General features: G+C 72.3%; 18 protein-coding genes. 10 read left to right on the forward strand and 8 right to left on the reverse strand.

The features are described 5' to 3' along the window. Positions 1-521 precede the first annotated feature (521 nt). Both ACGFZS_RS01855 and ACGFZS_RS01860 read left to right on the forward strand, forming a co-directional pair. Positions 522-1,394, forward strand: coding sequence for an alpha/beta fold hydrolase (locus ACGFZS_RS01855; protein ID WP_393794101.1), 873 nt, complete (start codon positions 522-524; stop codon positions 1,392-1,394). Between the two features lie 553 nt (positions 1,395-1,947). Further along, on the forward strand, positions 1,948-2,865 hold the full coding sequence (locus tag ACGFZS_RS01860) for a DUF4231 domain-containing protein (RefSeq protein WP_393656312.1): 918 nt from the start codon (positions 1,948-1,950) through the stop codon (positions 2,863-2,865). Between the two features lie 38 nt (positions 2,866-2,903). Here ACGFZS_RS01860 and ACGFZS_RS01865 read toward each other — a convergent pair whose 3' ends face one another. The 5 genes from ACGFZS_RS01865 to ACGFZS_RS01885 form a co-directional block, all read right to left on the reverse strand. Continuing rightward, on the reverse strand, positions 2,904-3,440 hold the full coding sequence (locus ACGFZS_RS01865) for a hypothetical protein (RefSeq protein WP_393793476.1): 537 nt from the start codon (positions 3,438-3,440) through the stop codon (positions 2,904-2,906). A gap of 92 nt (positions 3,441-3,532) precedes the next feature. After that, positions 3,533-4,570 carry a rod shape-determining protein gene (locus tag ACGFZS_RS01870; protein WP_393793477.1) on the reverse strand — a complete coding sequence of 346 codons (1,038 nt, stop codon included), beginning with the start codon at positions 4,568-4,570 and terminating at the stop codon, positions 3,533-3,535. A 444-nt stretch (positions 4,571-5,014) separates the two neighbouring features. Continuing rightward, entirely contained in the window at positions 5,015-6,424 is a 1,410-nt protein-coding gene (locus ACGFZS_RS01875) for a carboxyl transferase domain-containing protein (protein WP_393793478.1), read from the reverse strand. Continuing rightward, positions 6,417-7,859, reverse strand: coding sequence for an acyl-CoA synthetase (locus ACGFZS_RS01880; RefSeq protein ID WP_393793479.1), 1,443 nt, complete (start codon positions 7,857-7,859; stop codon positions 6,417-6,419). Before ACGFZS_RS01880 ends, ACGFZS_RS01875 begins: the two co-directional genes overlap by 8 nt. A 90-nt stretch (positions 7,860-7,949) precedes the next feature. Beyond that, the gene (locus ACGFZS_RS01885) at positions 7,950-9,095 is read right to left on the reverse strand and encodes a MerR family transcriptional regulator (RefSeq protein WP_393793480.1); all 1,146 of its coding nucleotides are present in this window, start codon (positions 9,093-9,095) and stop codon (positions 7,950-7,952) included. Between the two features lie 123 nt (positions 9,096-9,218). Between ACGFZS_RS01885 and ACGFZS_RS01890 the strand changes: the two genes are divergently transcribed. Continuing rightward, the gene (locus ACGFZS_RS01890; protein ID WP_393793481.1) at positions 9,219-10,103 is read left to right on the forward strand and encodes a RimK family alpha-L-glutamate ligase; all 885 of its coding nucleotides are present in this window, start codon (positions 9,219-9,221) and stop codon (positions 10,101-10,103) included. Here ACGFZS_RS01890 and ACGFZS_RS01895 read toward each other — a convergent pair. Further along, on the reverse strand, positions 10,078-10,683 hold the full coding sequence (locus tag ACGFZS_RS01895; RefSeq protein WP_393793482.1) for a hypothetical protein: 606 nt from the start codon (positions 10,681-10,683) through the stop codon (positions 10,078-10,080). The genes ACGFZS_RS01890 and ACGFZS_RS01895 overlap by 26 nt on opposite strands. Positions 10,684-10,800: 117 nt before the next feature. Between ACGFZS_RS01895 and ACGFZS_RS01900 the strand changes: the two genes are divergently transcribed. Both ACGFZS_RS01900 and ACGFZS_RS01905 read left to right on the forward strand, forming a co-directional pair. Then, positions 10,801-11,574: an IclR family transcriptional regulator gene (locus ACGFZS_RS01900; RefSeq protein ID WP_365690182.1), complete on the forward strand. Its 774-nt coding sequence runs from the start codon at positions 10,801-10,803 to the stop codon at positions 11,572-11,574. Continuing rightward, entirely contained in the window at positions 11,571-12,422 is an 852-nt protein-coding gene (locus ACGFZS_RS01905) for an SMP-30/gluconolactonase/LRE family protein (protein WP_393793483.1), read from the forward strand. The genes ACGFZS_RS01900 and ACGFZS_RS01905 overlap by 4 nt, the downstream gene beginning before the upstream one ends. Here ACGFZS_RS01905 and ACGFZS_RS01910 read toward each other — a convergent pair. Both ACGFZS_RS01910 and ACGFZS_RS01915 read right to left on the reverse strand, forming a co-directional pair. Then, complete coding sequence (locus tag ACGFZS_RS01910) at positions 12,316-13,731, reverse strand: MAB_1171c family putative transporter (RefSeq protein ID WP_393793484.1); 1,416 nt, start codon at positions 13,729-13,731, stop codon at positions 12,316-12,318. The genes ACGFZS_RS01905 and ACGFZS_RS01910 overlap by 107 nt on opposite strands. After that, positions 13,728-14,336 (reverse strand): toxin-antitoxin system, toxin component family protein, encoded by a 609-nt coding sequence (locus ACGFZS_RS01915; protein WP_393656292.1) that lies wholly within the window; start codon positions 14,334-14,336, stop codon positions 13,728-13,730. Before ACGFZS_RS01915 ends, ACGFZS_RS01910 begins: the two co-directional genes overlap by 4 nt. Positions 14,337-14,569: 233 nt before the next feature. On the opposite strand from ACGFZS_RS01915, the gene ACGFZS_RS01920 reads away from it, so the two are divergent. The 5 genes from ACGFZS_RS01920 (at position 14,570) to ACGFZS_RS01940 (ending at position 20,288) form a co-directional block, all read left to right on the forward strand. After that, positions 14,570-15,925: an extracellular solute-binding protein gene (locus ACGFZS_RS01920; protein ID WP_393793485.1), complete on the forward strand. Its 1,356-nt coding sequence runs from the start codon at positions 14,570-14,572 to the stop codon at positions 15,923-15,925. Beyond that, positions 15,922-16,860, forward strand: coding sequence for a carbohydrate ABC transporter permease (locus ACGFZS_RS01925; RefSeq protein ID WP_393793486.1), 939 nt, complete (start codon positions 15,922-15,924; stop codon positions 16,858-16,860). Before ACGFZS_RS01920 ends, ACGFZS_RS01925 begins: the two co-directional genes overlap by 4 nt. Further along, the gene (locus ACGFZS_RS01930) at positions 16,857-17,711 is read left to right on the forward strand and encodes a carbohydrate ABC transporter permease (protein ID WP_393793487.1); all 855 of its coding nucleotides are present in this window, start codon (positions 16,857-16,859) and stop codon (positions 17,709-17,711) included. Before ACGFZS_RS01925 ends, ACGFZS_RS01930 begins: the two co-directional genes overlap by 4 nt. A 13-nt stretch (positions 17,712-17,724) precedes the next feature. Beyond that, a complete protein-coding gene (locus ACGFZS_RS01935) occupies positions 17,725-18,696 on the forward strand; it encodes an arabinan endo-1,5-alpha-L-arabinosidase (RefSeq protein WP_393794102.1) in 972 nt (323 codons plus the stop codon). Positions 18,697-18,776: 80 nt separating this feature from the next. Continuing rightward, the gene (locus tag ACGFZS_RS01940; RefSeq protein WP_393793488.1) at positions 18,777-20,288 is read left to right on the forward strand and encodes an alpha-N-arabinofuranosidase; all 1,512 of its coding nucleotides are present in this window, start codon (positions 18,777-18,779) and stop codon (positions 20,286-20,288) included. The last annotated feature ends 22 nt before the right edge of the window (positions 20,289-20,310 follow it).

Consider the following 20,310-nt stretch of genomic DNA (forward strand, 5'->3'; position numbering starts at 1 on the left):
GGCTTGGACCTGCCACGTGCGGGGCAGAGCCCTCCTACCGGACAGCAGGTGCGGGCAGTGCTCGGCAAGAGGAGGGCGTCATGGACGGTCGGATCCGCGTACGCGTTGTTCGTCGCCCCGCTCCTCGGGGCCAGGAGATCGACCGCAGGACGCCTTCCGGGCGCATCCTGCCGTACTAGCCGGAGGCCGACGGCCGGAGGCCGGTGGTCGGCGGAGGCACCGGCAGACGGCGGAGGCACCGGGAGGCCTGACCGCCGCCGGACGGCCGGGCCCGGTTCGCCCCGGCGCTCACCTGGCACCCGTGCGCGGTGTCACCGTCCTGACCGGCAAGTCGTCCCGGCCCTCACCCACCCTGCCTCCCACCCCTGCCTTCCCCTTCGCCCCGCCACTTCGCCCGCCCCTTCGGCTGGGGCTCGCCCTGTTTCGCTCCGTCGGCCCGCGCATTCGTTTCGTGTCTCGACGCCATGGGCACATTTCGGGCGATATGGGCCCGGCTGCGGGCGCAGGAGGAGGACGCGGGAGTGCTCGACCTGGTGCGGACCGCGAGCGGGCGGCGGCTGGAGGTGGCCGTCTCGGGGAATCCCGGGGGACGGCCGGTGATTCTCCTGCACGGCACACCCGGCAGCCGGGTGGGCACCTGGCCCATGCTCTGCCACCAGGAAGGTGCCGCGCTCATCAGCTTCGACCGCCCCGGATACGGCGGTTCGGACCGCAGCCCCGGCCGGCGGGTGGTGGACGCCGTCGAGGACGTGGCGGCCGTGGCGGACGCGCTCGGACTGGACCGGTTCGCGGTGGCCGGCCGTTCCGGCGGCGGCCCGCACGCCCTCGCCTGCGCGGCCCTGCTGCCGGGCAGGGTGACCCGGGCGGCCGCTCTGGTGGGGCTCGCACCGCGAGACGCCGAGGGGCTCGACTGGTTCGCCGGGATGACACCGTCCAACGTCGACGAGTTCCGTACGGTATTCACCGACCCGCAGCGGTACGCGGCACGGATCGCCTCCCGCGCGGCCGCGATCCGCAGCAACCCGGAGCGGCTGCTGCAGGAGCTGCGGTCCGGTCTGACCGAGGACGACCGGCGGATCGTCTCCGACGACGGCGTTCGGTCGATGCTGCTGCGGAACTACTACGAGGCGCTGCGCACCTCGCCGTACGGCTGGATCGACGACATGATCGCGCTGACCAGCCCGTGGGGATTCGACCCGGCGCACATCGGGGTGCCGGTGCTGCTGTGGCACGGGGCGAAGGACGTGTTCACGCCCGCTTCCCACTTCTCCTGGCTGGCCGCGCGCATCCCGCGCGCCGAGGCCGTCCTGGCGCCGGACGCCGCGCACTTCGCCGCGCTCCGCGCCCTGCCCGACGTACTGGACTGGCTGCTGACGGGAAAGCGGCAGGACTGACCGACGGCGCCCGGTGCGCCGCACGCGCTCACAGGGTCAAGGGTTCGAGCTGGGCTGATCACGCCGGCCCAGGCCGGCGCGCGGCACGTCGGCGAGTTGGAAGCGCAGACTCAGTTACGCGACCGCGGCACGCACACCCGGCAGGTGGCGAGGTTCTGGCTCAGGTGGTCCATGAGCGCCATGATGTGACTGCACAGGTCGTTGAAGAGGACGCGTACCCGGTGGTCCGGGTCCCCGCTGTCCGGGCCCCACGCTCCGCAGTGCCCACAAGTCCCCCCTGCCCGCCGACGGTTGTTCTACGGCCGAACCAACAATGTGCCCGACAGGCGATATATGGACATATCAATCTTCGTGTGAGCGGCAGCCTCACGCATTGCGCACAACGCGGCCGGCTTTGGCCCCTGCCGGGGCTGCCTGAGGTGGACTGCACAGTGGGAATGCCCTGCGACCCTCTTGTGCGGGGACCCGCTTTCCGTCCTCATTGACATCTCAGGCCGTTTTTTCGGGGGCGCGCGGAAGCCTACGGGGGCGCGCACGGCATTCGGGGGGCGTCATGGGGGCTGCAACCACTCCGGTTCCGAGCACCACACTGGACGATCAGGATCTGCCGCCGCTGTTCCGGTCGAGCGATCAGTGGGCGTTGCGTCATCAGAGCGACTCGTTCCGGGCGGTGCGGACGCATCTGCTCCTGCTGCTGCTGGCCACCACGGCCGCCGTGCTGACCGAACAGGCCTCCGGGCACGTCATGACGGTGCTGGCCGCGGTGCTGTACGGGCTGACGATAGCCCTCGGTCTGAGCACCTCCCGCCGCCGTTCCCGCGCCCACTGGCAGGCGCACCGGGCGGCGGCCGAGCTGACGAAGACACTGGCCTGGCAGTACATGGTGCACGGCGGGGCCTTCCACTCCGATGTCGCCGACCCGGACGCGGTGTTCGCGGAGCGCTTGGAGGACCGCCTGCGCGAGCTGCGCAAGTGCGGCTGGGAGGACTCCCGCGACGGGGTCGGGGAGCGCGGCAAGGGGCAGATCACGCCGCGGATGCGCGCGGAGCGGGCCAAGTCGTACCCGGCGCGCCGGGATCTCTATCTGCGCGACCGGCTCCTGGAGCAGGCGGTCTGGTACAAGAACCGGGCCTCGCGCGCGCACCGCGCCGCCGCCCGCTGGTCGAGCGTCACCGCGGGCCTGACCCTGTTCGCCCTGGCCGCCGCCCTGCTGCGGACCGTCGGCCTGCTCGGCGGCGCGGACCTCGCGGGGCTGCTCAGCGCGGCCGCCGCGGCCGGTGTCGCCTGGCAGGAGGTACGGCGGCACGGCCCGCTGACCCAGGCCCACTCCCTCATCGAACAGGACCTGGAGACCACCCGGATCGCCATGTCCACCACGGTCACGGAGTCGGGCTGGGCCGAGGCGGTGGAGGAGGCCGAACGCCTGATGTCCCCGGCGCACACGGAGTGGCTGGTGCGCTTCGGCAACTGAGGCGCCGTCCGTGGCGCGGTGCCCGGGACCGGCCGGCGTCAGTCCCGCCGTACCCCCGGCTGCCACAGCACCGTCACCGGCACCCCGCGGCGCCGGGCGTAGGCCACCACGTCGCCGGTGCCGCCCGGACCGCGCGCGGGCCGGCCGTCCCAGACGGCGATCAGCTGGTCGGAGTGGTCCACGACCCAGCAGCCCGCCGCGAAGTACGCCTGCTCGTGCGTCGGCTGGCGGGGCAGGTCGACACGGGTCGTGCAGGATCTCAGGATCCTGCGGAACGCCGCCCGCTCCTCCTCGTCGCCCAGATGGGCCTCGTAGTCCATGCCCGGGATCACGGCCGTCACCGGGACGCCGTGCGCCAGGGCGATGTCCGCGAACAGCTGGTCGGCGCCGGCCGCGAGGCAGCTGAGCGCCTCCAGCTCCACGTCCGTACGGCTGAACTGGTGCCGCAGCTCGGAGTGGACGAACGGCAGGAGCGAGGGCGGGATCGAACGGTGCCCGGTCACTCCGACGCGGGTGACGGCGAGGCGGGTGACCGCTGCCGCCCCGGCGAGGTACTCGGTGAGTTCGGCTGTCACGGAACGTCCCCTCCCGTCACCATCGGTGAGTACAGCCTAATCGAGACACGACAAGGTGCGCAGGGGGCGCATCGACTCACATCGCGTACGTCCTACGCTGCCAGCGGATCCAGCACCAGCGGTTCGATCCGGCCCTCCAGCATCGCCCCGATGCCCTGGACGACACACACGTCCGGCCGTTCCGCGATGTGCACCGGCATCCCGGTGGCCTCCCGCAGCAGCTGGTCGAAGCCGGGCAGCAGCGCCGAGCCGCCGACCATCATGATCCCCCGGTCGGCGAGATCGGCGACCAGGTCGGGCGGGCAGTCCCGCAGCACCTTCCCGATCCCGTCGAGCACGGCCGTCAGCGGGGTCTGGATGGCGTCCCGGACGGCCGCGGTGTCCACCTGCACGCTGCGGGCGAGCCCGGTGACCACGTCCCGGCCGTGGATCTCCGTCGACGCCGGCCCCTGCGGGGTGAGCCCGTTGCCGGACAGGGCGAGCTGCAACGGCCGTACCGACTGACTCGGCAGCATCAGCTCGTGCTCGTGCCGCAGATGCTGCACGATCGCGTGGTCCACGGACTCGCCGCCGACCGGCAGCCGCTCGGCGCGCACGATGGACCCGAGGGAGAGCACGGCGACCTGCGTCGCGGCGGCCCCGCACACCAGGATCATGGTCGCCTCGGGCCGTTCCACGGGCATCCCGCACCCCACGGCGGCGGCGATCAGCGTGTCGACCAGCTCCACCCGCCGCGCCCCCAGTCCGACCAGCGTCTCGATGGTCGCCCGCTGGGCCAGCGGATCGGCGTCGTGCGGGGTGCAGGCCGCCGCGCGCAGCCGGGGCTTGCGGCGCAGCATCCGGCGGATCTTGTCGCCGAGCAGGTGCCGCAGCATCCGCTGGGCGATCTCGATGTCGACGATGGTGCCGCCGGAGATGGGGCGTACCACGCGGATGTAGTCGGGCGTGCGGCCCGTCATCTTCTCGGCGAACTCGCCGACGGCGATCAGGGCGCCGGTACGGGTGTTCACGGCGGCGACGGAAGGCTGGTCGACGACCAGGCCCATGCCCTTCACATACACCCGGGTGCGGGCGGCCCCCAGATCGACGGCGAAATGGCAGCGGCGCAACTGCTCCAGACTGACGGTCACGGCAGATCCTCCCGAGTGCGCGGGCCGTGTGGGCTGACACCGCCGGTCGGCGGCCTGCTTCGCATCCTCCGGGCGATCAGCACGGCGCGCCTTCGGAAGGGGGCCGGGCGGGGCGCGGCTGAATGGGGGGTTTCCCGGTCCGAGGGGGGCGCAGGCCGGCCATACCCCGGCGGCCACCCCCACCAGACGCGCCCCCTGTCCGCCGCCCCACCCGACCGCACGCTACGAGGAGGGGAGGGGCGAGGAAGGGAGGGGCGAGGAAGAGGGCGAGGAGGGGAGGGGCCGGGAGGGGAAGCCGACGTTCCTTTGGGCGAGGGGCGACCTCGCTCGCTGCCCACGGGGCACGCGATCGGCCTGGTGCCCTCGTGGGCCATCGGTGGCCCCGGCGCCCTCCGCTGCCTCGACGGCCCTGGCGGCGGTCGGTGCCTTGCCGGCGCCGCCCCGTCACCCAGCACGTGGTCCGGGCGATGGCGGTGGCGGTGGTGGTGTGGTGGGTGTGTCGTCTGGGTGGGGCACGATTCCGCGGATCACGGCCAGCTGCACCAGGTCCTGGGGGCGGATGCGGAGTTGGTCGGCGGTGGGTTCGGCGTTCTCCGGGGGGCGTTTGAGGATTGCTGTGGCCAGTTCGGGGGCGATGACGGAGAAGTAGCTGTCGGGTGTGGCCCAGGTGTTGTGGGGTGCGGCGAGGGCCAGTGCGCCGCCGGAGCCGCCCTCGCCGATGACGAGGGTGGTGATCGGTGTGCGGGCTGCCGCCACCTCGGCGAAGAGTTCGGCGATCGCGGCGCCCGCTCCCTGCCGCTCCGCCTCGGCGTCGTTGGCGGCGCCCGGGGTGTCGACGAGGGTCAGTACGGGGATGCCGAGCCGGTCCGCGAGCCGTATCAGCCGGGCGGCGGTCCGGTACCCGGCCGGCCGGGTCGCCGTGCCGGTCTGCGCGGCGAAGGCCACGCCACGGCCGTCCCGCTCGCCGAACCCGCACAGCATCCCGCCCGGATCCGCGCCGCCGCACCGGTCGCCGGACAGGGCGACCCGGCGGCTGAAGTAGGCGTCCAGGTAGGCCTCGGCGCGCGGGCGGCGAGGTGCGCGGGCCCGCTGGACGGCCTCCCAGCCGGTGGCGGGCAGCCCGCTGCCGCCGAGGGCGGGCGGTGGGTCGGCGGGGGCCGTGGCCGGTGCGGTCAGCAGCCGCAGCCACAGCCCCAGCACCGGCCTCAGCTCCTCGACGGACACCACGGCGTCCGCCGACCCCGCCGCGACCTGGGCCTCCGCCGTGTACGCGGCCGGGTCCGCGTCCGGCGGGCGGACCCGGGAGCCCGCGAAGCCGACCTGTGCGCCGGGCAGGGCCAGGACGACGTCCGCGCCGGCGCCCAGGGTGGCCCAGCCGCCACCGGTCGTCGGATCGCGCAGCACGGCGATCTGCGGCAGCCCCGCCTCCCGGGTGAGCGCCGACTGCCGTGCCACCCGCTGGAGTTGGGTGAGGGCGAGCATGCCCTCCTGCATCCGGCTGCCGCCGGTCGCGACCAGCGGCACCACCGGCAGCCGGTGGGCGCGGGCATGGACGTACGCCGCCTCCAGCCGGTCCCCGGTCCGCTCGCCCAGCGAGCCGCCGAGGAAGCCGAACTCGAAGGCGATCAGGACGGCCGCCGTGCCCTCGACGCGCGCGGTCCCGACGACGACGGACTCCTCCTCGCCGGTGCGCTCGGCGGCGCGGGCGCGCGAGGCGTCGTACCCCTGCCAGCCGAGGGGCCCGTCGGGGCGGGACCGCCTTGTCGGGGAGGGGAGTTCGGTGAAGGTGTCCGGGTCGGTGACGAGGCCGAGGATCCGCCGGGCGGAGAGCCGTCCGGCCGTTCCCTCAGGCACCCAGGGCCCGCTTCATGATCTTCCCCATGTCGTTGCGGGGGAGGGCGTCCAGGTGGTGGACGACGCGGGGCCGCTTGTGCGGGGCCAGCCGGGCGGCCACATGGTCCGCCAACTCCGGCAGGGACGGCGGCGCCTGCGGATCCGCCGGGACGATCCAGGCGACGACCCGCTCGCCCAGGTCCGGGTCCGGTTCCCCGGTGACGGCGGCCTCCCGCACCCCCGGATGCTCCAGGAGCGCGTTCTCGATCTCACCGGCCCCGATCTTGTAACCCCCGCTCTTGATCAGGTCGGTGGCCTTGCGTCCGACGATCCGCACCGAGCCGTCCGGCTCGCGCACGGCCATGTCCCCGGTGCGGAACCAGCCGTCGGGGGTGAACGCGGCGGCGGTGGCGTCCGGCCGGTTGAGGTACTCGGTGAACAGGTTGGGGCCGCGCACCTGGATCTCCCCGACGGTCTCCCCGTCCAGGTCCGTGATCGCCGTGCCGTCCTCTTCCACCAGACGCAGCTCCACACCCGGCAGGGGGACGCCGACCGTTCCGGCCGGTGCCTCCCGGTCCGCGCGCATGCTGGTGTTCATCAGCGTCTCGGTCATCCCGTACCGCTCGATGACCCGCCGTCCGGTCGCGGCCGCGATCCGCTCGTGGTCGTGCAGGGGCAGCGCCGCCGAGCCGGACACCAGCAGCCGGGCCCGGCCGAGCGCCTTGGCCAGTCCGGGGTCGTCGGGCAGGGCCTCGGCGATGCGGTGGTACATGGTCGGGACGCCGAACATCATGGTCCCGCCGTCGTTCAGCTCCCGGGTGACCCCGGCGGTGTCGAACCGCCCGAGGTGCCGCACGGAACCGCCGCGCCGCAGCGGCCCGAGGATCCCCAGCACGAGTCCGTGCACATGGAAGAGCGGAAGGCCGTGGACGAGGGTGTCCTCGCCGGTCCACTGCCAGGCGTCGGCCAGCGCGTCCAGGGTTGCCACCAGCGCGCGGCGCGGGACGACGGCGCCCTTGGGCGGGCCGGTGGTGCCGGAGGTGTACACGACGAGGGCCGGGTCGTCCTCGGCGGTACGGTCCTCCGGCACCGGGCCGGCGGCCCGCACGTCGACGTCGATCCGGGGCAGAGCGGCCACGGCCGGCGGGAGGGCGGCGCCGGGGGCCGCCAGCACCGCGGTGGGCGCGCTGTCGGTGAGGATGTGCGCGAGTTCCTTCTCGCCCGACCTGGGGTTGAGCGGTACGGCCGCCCGGCCGGCGAGCAGCACCCCGACGACGGCGACGGCCGTCTCCAGTTCCGGGGTCGCCCACACGGCGACCCGCTCGGCGTCCCGGACCCGGCCGGCGACGGCGCCCGCCGCGCCGGCGACCTCCCCGTACGTCAACGACCTCGCGCCGAACCGCAGGGCGACGCGCTCGCCCGGACCGTCCACCAACGCCGGAAACAGAAGGGACACGCGACGACTCCTCACATCGGACACAGCGGTCGGAACCTCGACAGCCCCTTCCTACACCAGGTCCCGAGGCCGCGCGGTTCCCGGCGCCTCTTATCCGGCCGGGACGGACGGGCCGGCCGACGCCACCACGTCAGCCCCCACGTCGGCCCCCACGTCGGCCACCACACCGGCCACCACACCGGCCACCACGTCGGCCACCACGCAGCTCACGTTGTCCGCCCCGCCCGCCGCGTTCGCCTCCTCGGCCAGCACCCGCACCGCGTCCCCCGGTTCCGTCCCGCCCGCCAGCAGCTCCCGGATCCGGTCGTCGGGCACCGCCCTGCTCAGCCCGTCCGAGCACAGCAGGTACCGGTCCCCGCGCCGGGCCTCGTGCAGCTTCAGGTCCGGGACCGCCTCCGCGCCGCCCGACAGCGCCTTGGCCAGCAGCATCCGCTGCGGGTGGCTGTCCGCCTCCTCCGGTGCCAGCCGCCCCTCGTCGATCAGCGACTGCACCACGGTGTGGTCGTGCGTGATCCGGAACAGCTCCCCGTCCCGCAGCAGATACGCCCGCGAGTCCCCGATGTGCACGAGGGCCAGCCGGGACCCGGTCCACAGCAGCGCGGTGAGCGTCGTACCGATGTCCGCGCTGCCCCCGGCCACCTCCCGCACGGCCGCACCGGCCGAACGCACCGCGTCCTCCAGGAGGTTCAGCACGCCGCCCGCCGGGAACTCCTCGTCCTCCAGGAACTTCAGCGCCTCCACGGCGGCGGCGCTGGCCCGGTCCCCGGCCGCTCCCGCCCCGTCGGCGACGGCCAGCAGCCGCCGTCCCGCGTAGGCGGTGTCCTGGTTGGCCGGCCGGACGAGCCCCCGGTCCGAGTGGGCCGCATAGCGCAGTTCGAGCATGGTCGTCGTGTCCCTTCTCGTCTCTTCTCCTGACAGGTGGTCGACGAGAAACGCGGCCAGATCCCGCCGTACGACGGTCTCCGCCTCGACCCGCGCCCAGTACGCCCGTATCTCCTGGGCGGCCCGGCCCGCCGGCAGCCCGCACACCTCGCGGATCAGCGCCAACGGCATCCCCAGCCGCCGCAGCCAGGCCACCAGCCGCGCGCGTTCCAGCTGGGCGGCGGCGTAGTACCGGTAGCCGGTGTCCGGGTCGACCCGGGCGGGCCGCAGCAGGTCCAGCTCGTCGTAGAGCCGCAGTGCCTTCGGTGAGAGCCGGCAGGCCTTGGCGAAGGCTCCGATGGTCATCCACTGCATGCGCTGCCTCGCGTTCCTCGACGTCCGCCATCGATGCTGGGGCTTCACCGAAGGTGAAGGTCAACAGGCCAACGGCTAGCCTGCCGGGGAAACGTGACCACCGTCAGTCAAGGGAGCCCCGCCGTGCCCCGGATAGCCCTCGCCACCTACGACCCCGGCACCGAGCCGAGCAAGGACCAGGACCTGCCGGTGCTGCTGCGCGCGCTGGCCGCCGCCGGGGCGGACGCGGTCGCCCACCCGTGGGACGACCCGGAGGCGGAGTGGGGCGGCCACGACCTGGTCGTGGTCCGTTCGACCTGGGACTACAGCTGGCGTGCGGACGAGTTCGTGGCGTGGGTGGAGCGGGTGGGGAAGGCGACGCGGATCCTCAACCCGGCGTCGGTGCTCCGGTGGAACACCGACAAGCGGTACCTCGGCGACCTCGCGGCGGCCGGAGTCCCCGTCGTACCGACCCGCTATCTCGCTCCCGGCGATCCGGCCGGGCTCGCCGACTTCCCCGCCGACCGCGACTTCGTCGTCAAGCCCACCTTCGGCGCCGGCGCCCGGTTCGCCGCCCGCTACACGCCCGCCGATGACGGGACGGCCGTACGGCACCTCGCCCGGATGCACGACGAGGGCCTGACCGCGATGGTGCAGCCGTACGTCTCCGGGATCGACGTCAGCGGGGAACGGGCGCTGCAGTTCTTCGGCGGGCGGCTGCTGCACGCCAGCCGCAAGCGGGCCGTGCTCACCCGGGGCACGGCGTACGACGCGGAGAAGGTCGCCCACCCCGACCTGGAGCCGTGGACCCCGACCCCGGCCGAACTCGCGGTCGCCGACCACGCGTTGGCCGCCGTACCGGAGGCTCCCGAGCTGCTGTACGCGCGGGTGGACCTGGTCGACGGGGAGGACGGGCGGCCCCGGGTGATGGAGCTGGAGCTGATCGAGCCGAACCTGTTCCTGTTCCTGCACCCCGGGTCGGTGGACGCGGTGGTGGCGGCGGTCATCGGCGCGGCGCGTCGTCGATGACGGCGGTGCGCTGCAGCAGCCCCCAGGTGAACTCCGCGACCGCCTGACGTCCGTCGGGGAGGGTGAGGGCCAGGCCCCAGCGGGTGGGGGCGGTGCCCTCCAGGGGGCGGGCGGGGGCGAAGGCGCGGGCGGCCTCGTCGAGGGTGCAGGACCAGGGGGTGAGGTCCTCGAAGGTCTCCAGCCTCGGGGCCGGGGCGCCGGGGGCGCGGACCAGCCACTCGTTCCAGACCGCGCCGCCGGCCCCGGCCAGGACCTCGAAGCGGAGGGTGGGCCACAGGGGGAGCGGCCACTGCCAGACCGCGCACTCCAGGTCGCCGACCGTGCGGGTGGACTCCGTGTCGGGCGGGCCGAGGACCGAGCGGTAGCGGGCCGCCGCCGACCGGGATCTGGGCGAGCGGACCATCGCCTGCCAGCGCTTGTTGGCCTCCCGCATGTCCGCGAGCGAGGCGCCCAGGGCGCGGCGGGCGTCCTCGACCAGGTCCGGGTTGTGGTCGGCCATACGGCGCAGCAGCACCAGCTGGAAGTCCAGTTGCATGGGACCCATGGTGCACTTGCGTGTGTCCGGCTCGTTCCCGGCCATTGCCCGGGGAATCCTCGGTGGTTAGCCTGTGTTCGTCATGCCGATCGCCTGTTGATATCTCGAACGGCTCCGCCGCTCCGACGAGATCTGGCGCTTACCCAAGGGAGGGGGCCGGACGTGGGACGCCTTGTGCCTGCCGTGACCCGGGCTCTCGACATTCTTGAGCTCTTCCTGGACGGGGACGGGACCCTCTCCGCCCCCGACATAGTGCGCAAACTCCAGCTGCCACGGACCACCGTGCACGAGCTGGTGACCACGCTCTCCGCCCGCTCGTACATCGTGCCCGTACCCGGACAGCCCGGACGTTACCGGCTCGGAGTCCGTCCGTACCAGCTCGGCAGCCGGTACGCCGAGCAGCTCGACCTCGCCGCCGAGGGCCAGCAGGTCGCCCGGTCGGTCGCCGAGACCTGCGACGAGACCGTCCATGTGGCGATCCTCGAAGGCACCGACGTCATCTACATCGCCAAGGTCGACTCCACGCACGCCGTGCGCATGGTCTCCGCCGCCGGCCGCCGGCTGCCCGCCCACTGCACCTCGGTCGGCAAGATGCTGCTGGCCTCGCTGCCGGAGCCGGAGCTGTCCGCGCGCATCCCGGACGACGCCGACCTGGTCCGGATGACCCCGAACAGCATCACCGACCCGGACGCGCTGCGCGAGGCCCTCACCGAGATCCGCGCACGCGGCATCGCCGTGGAGAGCCGTGAGTCCAACCCGGACGTCTCCTGTGTCGCCGCGCCGGTCCGGGACCGTACCGGCCAGGTCGTCGCGGCGCTCTCCATCTCCGTCCCGATGATCCGCTGGAGCGACGAGCGCCGGGGCGAGCTGGAGCAGCTCGCCGCCAAGGGCGCCGCCGAACTCTCCGAGCGCCTCGGCCACCGGAGCGTGGGATGACGACGACGGCGTACGAGGTCGCGGTGGCGGCGGAGGCGACCCTCGGCGAGGGCCCGACCTGGGACCCGGCCACCGGCCGCCTCCTCTGGATCGACATACTCGGCTCCCGCGTGCACACCTACGACCCGGCGACCGGCCGCCGGACGATCCGCACCACGGACCAGCACGTCGGCGCGGTCAAGCCGCGCGCCGGCGGCGGTCTGGTCCTCAACCTCCGGGACGGCGTCGCCCTCCTCGACCCCGACGACACCTTCCGCTGGCTCCACCGCGAGCCGGTCCCGGGCCGCCGGGCCAACGACGCGGCGGTCGCCCCCGACGGCTCCCTCTGGGCCGGCACGATGCGCTACGACGAGGCGGCGGGCGGCGGCACCCTGGCGCGGGTGACGGCGGACGGCACGGCGACGACGCTGCTGGCGGACGTCACCGTCAGCAACGGCACGGGCTGGAGCCCGGACGGCCGCCACGTCTACTACATCGACACCCCGACCAACCGGGTGGACGTCTTCGACTACGACGGCGAACTCCCCTCCAACCGCCGCCCGTTGGTGACGATCGAGGAGGGCGCCGGTTACCCCGACGGCCTCACGGTCGACGCCGACGGCTGTGTGTGGGTGGCGCTGTGGGACGGGGGAGCGGTGCGCCGCTACACGCCCACGGGTGAACTGGACCGGGTCATCACGCTGCCCACCCCGCGTACGACGGCCTGCGCGTTCGGCGGCGCCGATCTGACGGACCTCTACGTCACGACGGCCCGGGTCGGCCTGGAGCGGCCGCATCCGACGGCGGGTTCCCTGCTGGTGATTCCGGGGGCCGGGAAGGGTGTCGCCCAACCGGCGTTCGCCGGGTAGCGGTTGCCTGAAGAACCCGGTTCGGCTGCGGGTGGGTGGGGGCTGGTCGCGCCCACGCGGCGGAGCCGCACATGTCAGAGCCCCGCGCCCCTGACGGGGCGCTTTCCGGCTCCGTCACTCGAGCCCGCACCGCCTCGATCTCCTCGGGGCGGCGCAGTACCCGGGACACCGCTCCGATCTCCTGGAGGAGGCGGGCGGTGTCCGGGGCGTCGGTGGCCGGGCCCGCCGTACGGCCTTCGCTGTCGACGGCGTCCAGGATGCTCACCGCCGACGCCAGTGCGCGGGCGCGGTCGGGCGGGTGGCCGAGGTGGAGCGCCGCGTCGTAGGAGCGGCGGTCGAGGTCGGTGTCGATGCGGCGGGTGAGGGGGAGCAGGACGTCACGGATGAACGTCTCGCGGCGGGTGAGGCGCAGTTCGGGGGTGGCGCGCAGGACGAAGGGGACACCGTCGCCGTGCACGGTCCGGGTCAGCCGGTACAGCGGCCGCAGTTCGCGGTGGGCGAGCCGGATCCGCCAGCGGTCGTGCAGGTACTGGCCGGCGTGGGGGAGGATGAAGCCGACGGCGATGAGGATGGCGGCGAGGGCGGCGACCGGCGGGGCCAGGTCGGTGCTGAGCCAGTCCAGGTTCGCGCCGGACCAGCGGGCGCCGACCGCGACCAGCTTGGCCGCGTCGAAGATCAGGTTGAGCAGGTAGCCGACGCCGAGCAGCTTCAGCCCCCAGCGCAGCCAGGCGTCGAGGCCCTCGGTGCGCACCCAGTTCCAGATCAGCCGTGAGGTGATGACGCAGGCCAGGCAGTGGGCGAGGAGGTAGAGCAGGATCTCCTCGCCCATGAACGGGGTGGTGGCGTAGTAGGTGTCGAGGTCCCGGGGCCGTTCCACCGGCACGTCGGCGAGCGCGAACAGCAGCCACAGCGCGGCGATCACCCCGGTGTAGCCGGCGACCACCCAGCGGATCGCGCGCCGGGTGGGCGCCGAGCGGTCGGAGAGGCCGTTGCGCCAGGCGATGATCAGCAGCAGGCAGGAGGCGCCGAGCGCGGTGAGCAGCGAATAGCACCAGGGCGCCGAGATGTTGGGCACGCCGGCCCACCGGTTCACGGCGGTGATCGTCGAGGGGCTGCAGAACACGAACACCGCGCAGCCGAGCAGCAGCAGTCCGCCGACCGCGCGCAGCAGCGGATCACGCCACAGCCGGACGATGCTGGGCAGCTTGATCACCAGGGCGGTGGTCAGCACCGCGGTCGGGATCCAGAAGGAGATGTAGAACTCGCTGAGGAACCGCGAGGGGTTCAGCGCCGGCGAGGCGGTCGTCACCGTGCCGCCCCACCGCGCCCGCGATAGCCGAGGGTCCGCTGGACGGGGTCGGGCGGGGTGCGGTGCGGGTTCTCGACGTACGGCCGGAAGGCGGTCGCCAGCCGGTACCCGAAGTCGTCGGCCTCGGCCTCGTCGCTCTCCCGGGAGCCGTTGCGCGCGGCCACCGTCAGCGCCCGCTCCCGCCAGCCCGGCTGGTCCGCCAGCGCCCGCGCCGCCGCCGGGCCGACCCCGTGCTGGTGCCGGTGCCCGGCGTGCAGATGCCACAGCTCATGGCCGAGGATGACCAGTTGCTGCACCGCCTCGGCCCGCTCCTCGACGATGACCAGGTCGAAGTCCTGGAACTCCACCCACAGCCCGGTGACCTCGATCTCGTCCGGGAACCGCTCGAACCGCAGCTCCACCGGCCGCCCGGCGCGCCGCGCGGCCATCTCCTCGCACAGCGCCCGGCACAGCTCGCCCACCCCGGCGGGCGGGCGCGGCCGGGCACGGACGGCGGCGGCGAGGTCGGCGGCGAGGACGCGCATCCCCGCGTTCGTCCGGGAGCGCCAGGGGCACAGCCTCGCGGCGATCCGGGCCCACCGGTGCCGCGCGCCGGCCAAGTCCATCGCTCCCCCTTCGCACCGCCCCACGGCGGTCGCCGCGCTGCGTCGGCCGGTCCGAGATTACGCGTCCCGAAGTGTCCGCGTCATGGGTTCCGACGCCGGTGGTTCACATGAGAACGACTGCCCGATACAGGAAAGTCACGCCGGACCCATTGACGCGCAAGCGCTTCGATTTTACGGTCCCGTTCGAAGTTACGAGCGTAATCCGAAATGTCGAACGAGTGTAAGGGCAGGCAATGGGACGACCTGGCCTCAGTCGCAGGCACCTACTGGGCACGGCGGGAGGGCTGGCGGTGGCAGGAAGCTTCGGCTTCGCGGCCCTCGGCACCGGCGCCGACGCGCTCGCCTCCACCGCGCGCACCCGGGTGCGCTACTGGAACCTCTTCAGCGGCGGCGACGGCTCCAACATGATCGCGATGCTGGACGCCTTCCGTAAGGCGCACCCGGACATCGCGGTGAAGGACTCCACCCTCCAGTGGGGCAACCCCTTCTACACCAAGCTCGCCATGGCCGCCGCCGGCAACCGCGCCCCGGACCTCGGCGTCATGCACATCGGCCGGGTCGACGGCTTCGCGCCGGGCCGCCTCCTGGACGCCTGGGACGTCGACCTGCTCGCCAAGTACGGCCTGCGCGAACAGGACTACAACCCCGGGCTGTGGCAGCGCGGCGTCATCGACGGCAGGCTCTACGCCCTCCCGCTCGACATCCACGTCCAGCTCTGCTTCTACCGCAAGGACGTGCTGAAGAAGGCCGGACTGCTCGGCGCCGACGACCGGATCGTGCCCGTCACCTCGGTCGACGACTGGTTCGGCGTCCTCAAGGAGGCCAAGAAGGCCACCAAGAAGGGCCTGCAGACCATCGGCCTGTGGATCAACGACCAGAACTTCCAGTGGTGGTTCTTCGTCGCCTTCTACACCCAGCTCGGCGGCACCTGGTTCAACGACGAGCGCACCGAGGTCACCTTCGACACCGACAAGGCCACCCAGGTCCTGGAGTTCCTGCGCCGGCACGTCGGCGAAGGCTACGCCGACCCCGCCATGGGCTCCGTCAACGCCGAACAGTTCATCAACGGCGCCCCGTTCGCCTGGGAGGGCAACTGGTCGGTGCCGGTCTACTCCGGCGCCGAGCTGGACTACGGCGCCATCCCGCTCCCGCCCGTCTTCGGCACCCGGGCCACCCACGCCGAGTCGCACTCCTTCGTACTGCCCCACCAGTCCGACCGCGGCGGCGCCACCGACGAGGCCGCCCACCAGCTCGCCGCCTACGTCGTCACCCACGCCCAGCAGTGGGCGGCCGGCGGCCACATCCCCGCCTACAAGCCGACCCTGTCCACCCCCGCGTACCAGAAGCTCTACCCGCAGAACGAGTACGTGTCGGCGATGGACCACCAGGCCAACGAGCCCAAGGTCTGGTTCGCGGGCTCCACCGGCATCCTCGCCCAGCGCGTCGGCCCGATCGTCGTCTCCTCGACCGTGGGCTCGGCCAAGCCCGACGCCGCGGCCGGGCGGATGAAGAAGGAACTCGCCACGCTGCTCGCGATGAAGAACCCCATGGACGGCAAGACCGCCGCGCAGGGAGGTACGGCCGCATGACGACCGCCGAGACCGTTTTCGCACCGGCCCGCACCAGAGCCGCCGCCGTCAGCGCCACCCTCCGCCGCAAGCAGGGCTTCCAGCACGGCGGCTGGTTCGTGGCGCCCTTCCTCCTCCTCTTCACGCTCTTCGTGATCTGGCCGCTGCTGCGCGGTGTCTACCTCAGCCTCACCGACGCCAACATCACCGGCGCCGACGCCAACTTCGTCGGCCTCGACAACTACCGCGAGGCCCTCAAGGACCCGCTGATGTGGGACGCGCTGGGCCACAGCGCGTACTTCACCCTCCTGGTGGTCCCCTGCATCACGGTCCTCGCCTTCCTCCTCGCGATGCTCGCCCACCACATCGAGCGCGGGAAGTGGCTCTGGCGCCTCTGCTTCTTCGCCCCCTTCCTGCTCCCCTCCACCGTCGCCGGCAACCTCTGGCAGTGGCTGTTCAACCCCGGCACCGGCATGATCAACCACGTCTTCGGCGCCAACACCCCCTGGCTCACCGACAAGTCGTACGCGATGCTCGCCATCGTCATCGAGACCCTGTGGTGGACCGTCGGCTTCAGCTTCCTGCTCTACCTGGCCGCCCTCCAGTCCATCCCCGCCCACCTCTACGAGGCCGCGAAACTGGACGGCGCGAACGCCTGGCACCGCGCCGTCCACATCACGCTCCCCATGCTCCGCAACATCACGGGCCTGGTGATCGCGCTCCAGATCCTCGCGTCCCTGCAGGTCTTCGACCAGGCCGTGGTGATGATGGACTTCGGCCCCGGCCCCGAGAGCTCCACCCGCACCTTCGTCCAGTACACCCTCGAAGAGGGCTTCACCAGCTACCGCGTGGGCTACGCCTCCGCGATCTCCGTCATCTTCTTCGTGATCATCGCCGCCGTGGCCCTCGCGCGCATGTGGCTGCTGCGCAACCGCACCGAGGAGGCCACCCGATGACCACCGCCGTACCCGTGAAGCCCCGCAGGACCTGGACCCCCAGCCAGATCGTCCTCACCCTCCTCGGCACGGCCGTCTCCGCGGTCTTCCTCGCCCCTCTCCTCTGGGGCCTGTTCACCTCCCTCAAGTCGGAGACCGAGGCCGTCGAGGTACCGCCGCACTGGCTCCCGAAGCACTGGACCGGCCAGGCCTGGAAGGCGCTCTTCGACACCGGCAACATCACCGACTGGTTCGTGAACTCCCTGGTCGTCTCCGTCTGCGTGACGTCCGTCGTCGTCCTGGTCAGCGCCCTCGCCGGATACGGCTTCGCCCGCACCGAGTTCCGCGGCAAGGGCGCCCTGATGGGCCTGGTCATGTCCGGCCTGATGGTCTCCCCGGCGGTCCTCGGCGTCCCGCTCTTCACCACGGTCCAGCAGATGGGCATGGTCGACACCTACTGGGGCATGATCCTTCCCCAGTGCGCCCCCGCCGCCATGGTCTACATCCTCTACAAGTTCTTCCAGGGCATCCCGCGCGAACTCGAAGAGGCCGCCTTCATCGACGGCGCGGGCCGCTGGCGGGTCTTCTTCACCATCGTCCTCCCGCTCTCCCGCCCCTCCCTCGCGGCGGTCGGCATCTTCACCTTCATCGCCTCCTGGAACAACTTCCTCTGGCCCTACATGGTGACCAACAACCCCGACCTGATGACCATGCCGAACGGCATCGCGACCGTCATGAACTCCTACGGCATCCAGTGGGCCCAGCTCATGGCCGGCGGCCTCATGGCGGGCCTCCCGCTGATCATCGTGTTCGTCTTCTTCCAGCGCCAGATCGTGGCGGGCGTCGCCCACACGGGCCTGGCCGGCCAGTAGGGAGCCGAGAGTGTTGAAGCGCTTCCCCAGACTCGCCGCCCTCCTCACGGCCGCGACCATCGCCCTCCTCCCCACCACCGCGACCGCCGACCCCACCTACCCCGACCCCCTCCCCCTCACCGGCCAGCAGATCATCCACGACCCCACCGTCCACCGGCTCGCGTCCGGCCAGTACGTCGCCTACTCCACCGGCGGCATCATCGGCGCCCGCCTCTCCACGGACCTCCACGACTGGACCGACGCGGGCAACGCCTTCACCACACCCCCGGCCTGGTGGTACGACTACAACTCCACCGCCGACCCCTGGGCCCCCGACCTCTCCTACCGCGACGGCCGCTACTGGCTCTACTACGCGGTCTCCTCCTGGGGCACCAACCACTCCGCGATCGGCGTGGCCACGTCCCGGTCGGGTCTCCCCGGCACGTGGCAGGACCAGGGCAAGGCCTTCTCCTCCGAGACGTCCGACTCCTGGAACGCCATCGACCCGGCGATCGTCCGCGCCGACGGCAGGCTCTGGATGGCCTTCGGCTCCTACTGGACCGGCATCCGCATGGTCGAGCTGAACCCGAGAACGGGCAAGGCCCTCCCGGGCGCCCCCGTCGCCCACCTGGCCACCCGCCCCGACGCCCCCTACGCCGTCGAAGGCGCCTCGATCCTCCACCACGGCCGCTACTACTACCTCTTCGCGTCGTACGACGCCTGTTGCGCCGGCGTGAACTCCACCTACAAGATCAGGGTGGGCCGCTCGACAAAGGTGACGGGCCCGTACACCGACAGCACGGGAACGCCGATGCTGAACGGCGGCGGAGACCTGCTCCTGGCAGGCCACGGCCGCTACATCGGCACGGGCGGAGAGTCCACCTTCCGCACCCACGGCAAGACCTGGCTGGCCTACCACTACTACGACGCCGACGACAACGGCACCCCAAAGCTGGGGCTCAACCCCTTGGGCTGGACAAAGAACGGCTGGCCCAAGGTCTTTTAGGGGCGCGGGGAACTGCGCGACCAGCCACAACGCACCCGCACCCGCCCACGAAACACAAGTACTCCCCCCGAAAGGCGAAAATGCGCACCGCCCGCTTCACCCTCGACCCCGCCTTCACCATCGGCGAAGTCAACCCCCGCCTCTTCGGCTCCTTCGTCGAGCACTTGGGCCGCTGTGTCTACACCGGCATCTTCGAACCCACCCACCCCTCGGCGGACGCCGAAGGCCTCCGCCAGGACGTCCTCGACCTCGTCCGCGAACTCGGCGTCACCACCCTCCGCTACCCCGGCGGCAACTTCGTCTCCGGCTACCGCTGGGAAGACTCCGTCGGACCCGCCGAGGACCGCCCCCGCCGCCTCGACCTCGCCTGGCGGTCGACGGAGACCAACCGCTTCGGCCTCTCCGAGTACATCGCCTTCCTGAAGAAGGTCGGCCCGCAGGCCGAGCCCATGATGGCCATCAACCTCGGCACGCGGGGCGTCGCGGAGGCCCTGGAACTCCAGGAGTACGCCAACCACCCCTCCGGCACCGCCCTCTCCGACCTCCGCGCCGCCCACGGCGACAAGGACCCCTTCGGCATCAAGGTCTGGTGCCTGGGCAACGAGATGGACGGCCCCTGGCAGACCGGCCACAAGACGGCCGAGGAGTACGGCCGTATCGCCGCCGAGACCGCCCGCGCCATGCGCCAGCTGGACCCGACCGTGGAACTGGTCGCCTGCGGTTCCTCCAGCCAGTCCATGCCGACCTTCGCCGAGTGGGAGGCGACGGTCCTCGCGGAGACGTACGACCTGGTCGACTACATCTCCCTGCACGCCTACTACGAGCCCCAGGACGGCGATCTCGACTCCTTCCTGGCCTCCGCCGTCGACATGGAGTCCTTCATCGAGAACGTGGTCGCCACCTGCGACCACGTGGGCGCCAGGCTGAAGTCCCAGAAGAAGATCAACCTCTCCTTCGACGAGTGGAACGTCTGGTACACCTCGAAGTGGCACGAGATCGAGAACTCCGACACGCGGGACTGGCCCGAGGCCCCCCGCCTGCTGGAGGACAACTACAGCGTCCTGGACGCGGTGGTCTTCGGCTCCCTCCTCATCGCCCTGCTCCGCCACGCGGACCGCGTCACGGTCGCCTGCCTGGCCCAGCTGGTCAACGTCATCGCCCCGATCCTGACCGAGCCCGGCGGCCCGGCCTGGCGCCAGACGACGTTCTTCCCCTTCGCCCAGGCCTCCCGGTACGGCAGGGGCCAGGTCCTGGACGTCCGCGTGGACTCACCGACCCACGAGACGAAGAAGTACGGCGAGACGGCCCTGCTGCACGCCACGGCGGTCAGGGCCGAGGACGGCACGGTCACCGTCTTCGCCGTGAACCGCAGCCAGTCGGAGGCCCTGCCGCTGGAAGTGGCCCTGGGCGGACTCGGTCTGACGTCCGTGGCGGAGCACAGCGTGCTGGCGGACGAGGACCCGAACGCCCGCAACACCTTGGAGGAGCCGGAGCGGGTAACCCCTCATCCGGCCGAGGGCACATCGCTGAACGACGGCACTCTGAGCGCCGTCCTTGAACCCCTTTCCTGGAATGCGATTCGACTGACCTAGGGGTCAACGCGCCCCGTCAGGG

It is taken from the genome of Streptomyces sp. NPDC048288 (assembly GCF_043201555.1).
GTDB lineage: Bacteria > Actinomycetota > Actinomycetes > Streptomycetales > Streptomycetaceae > Streptomyces.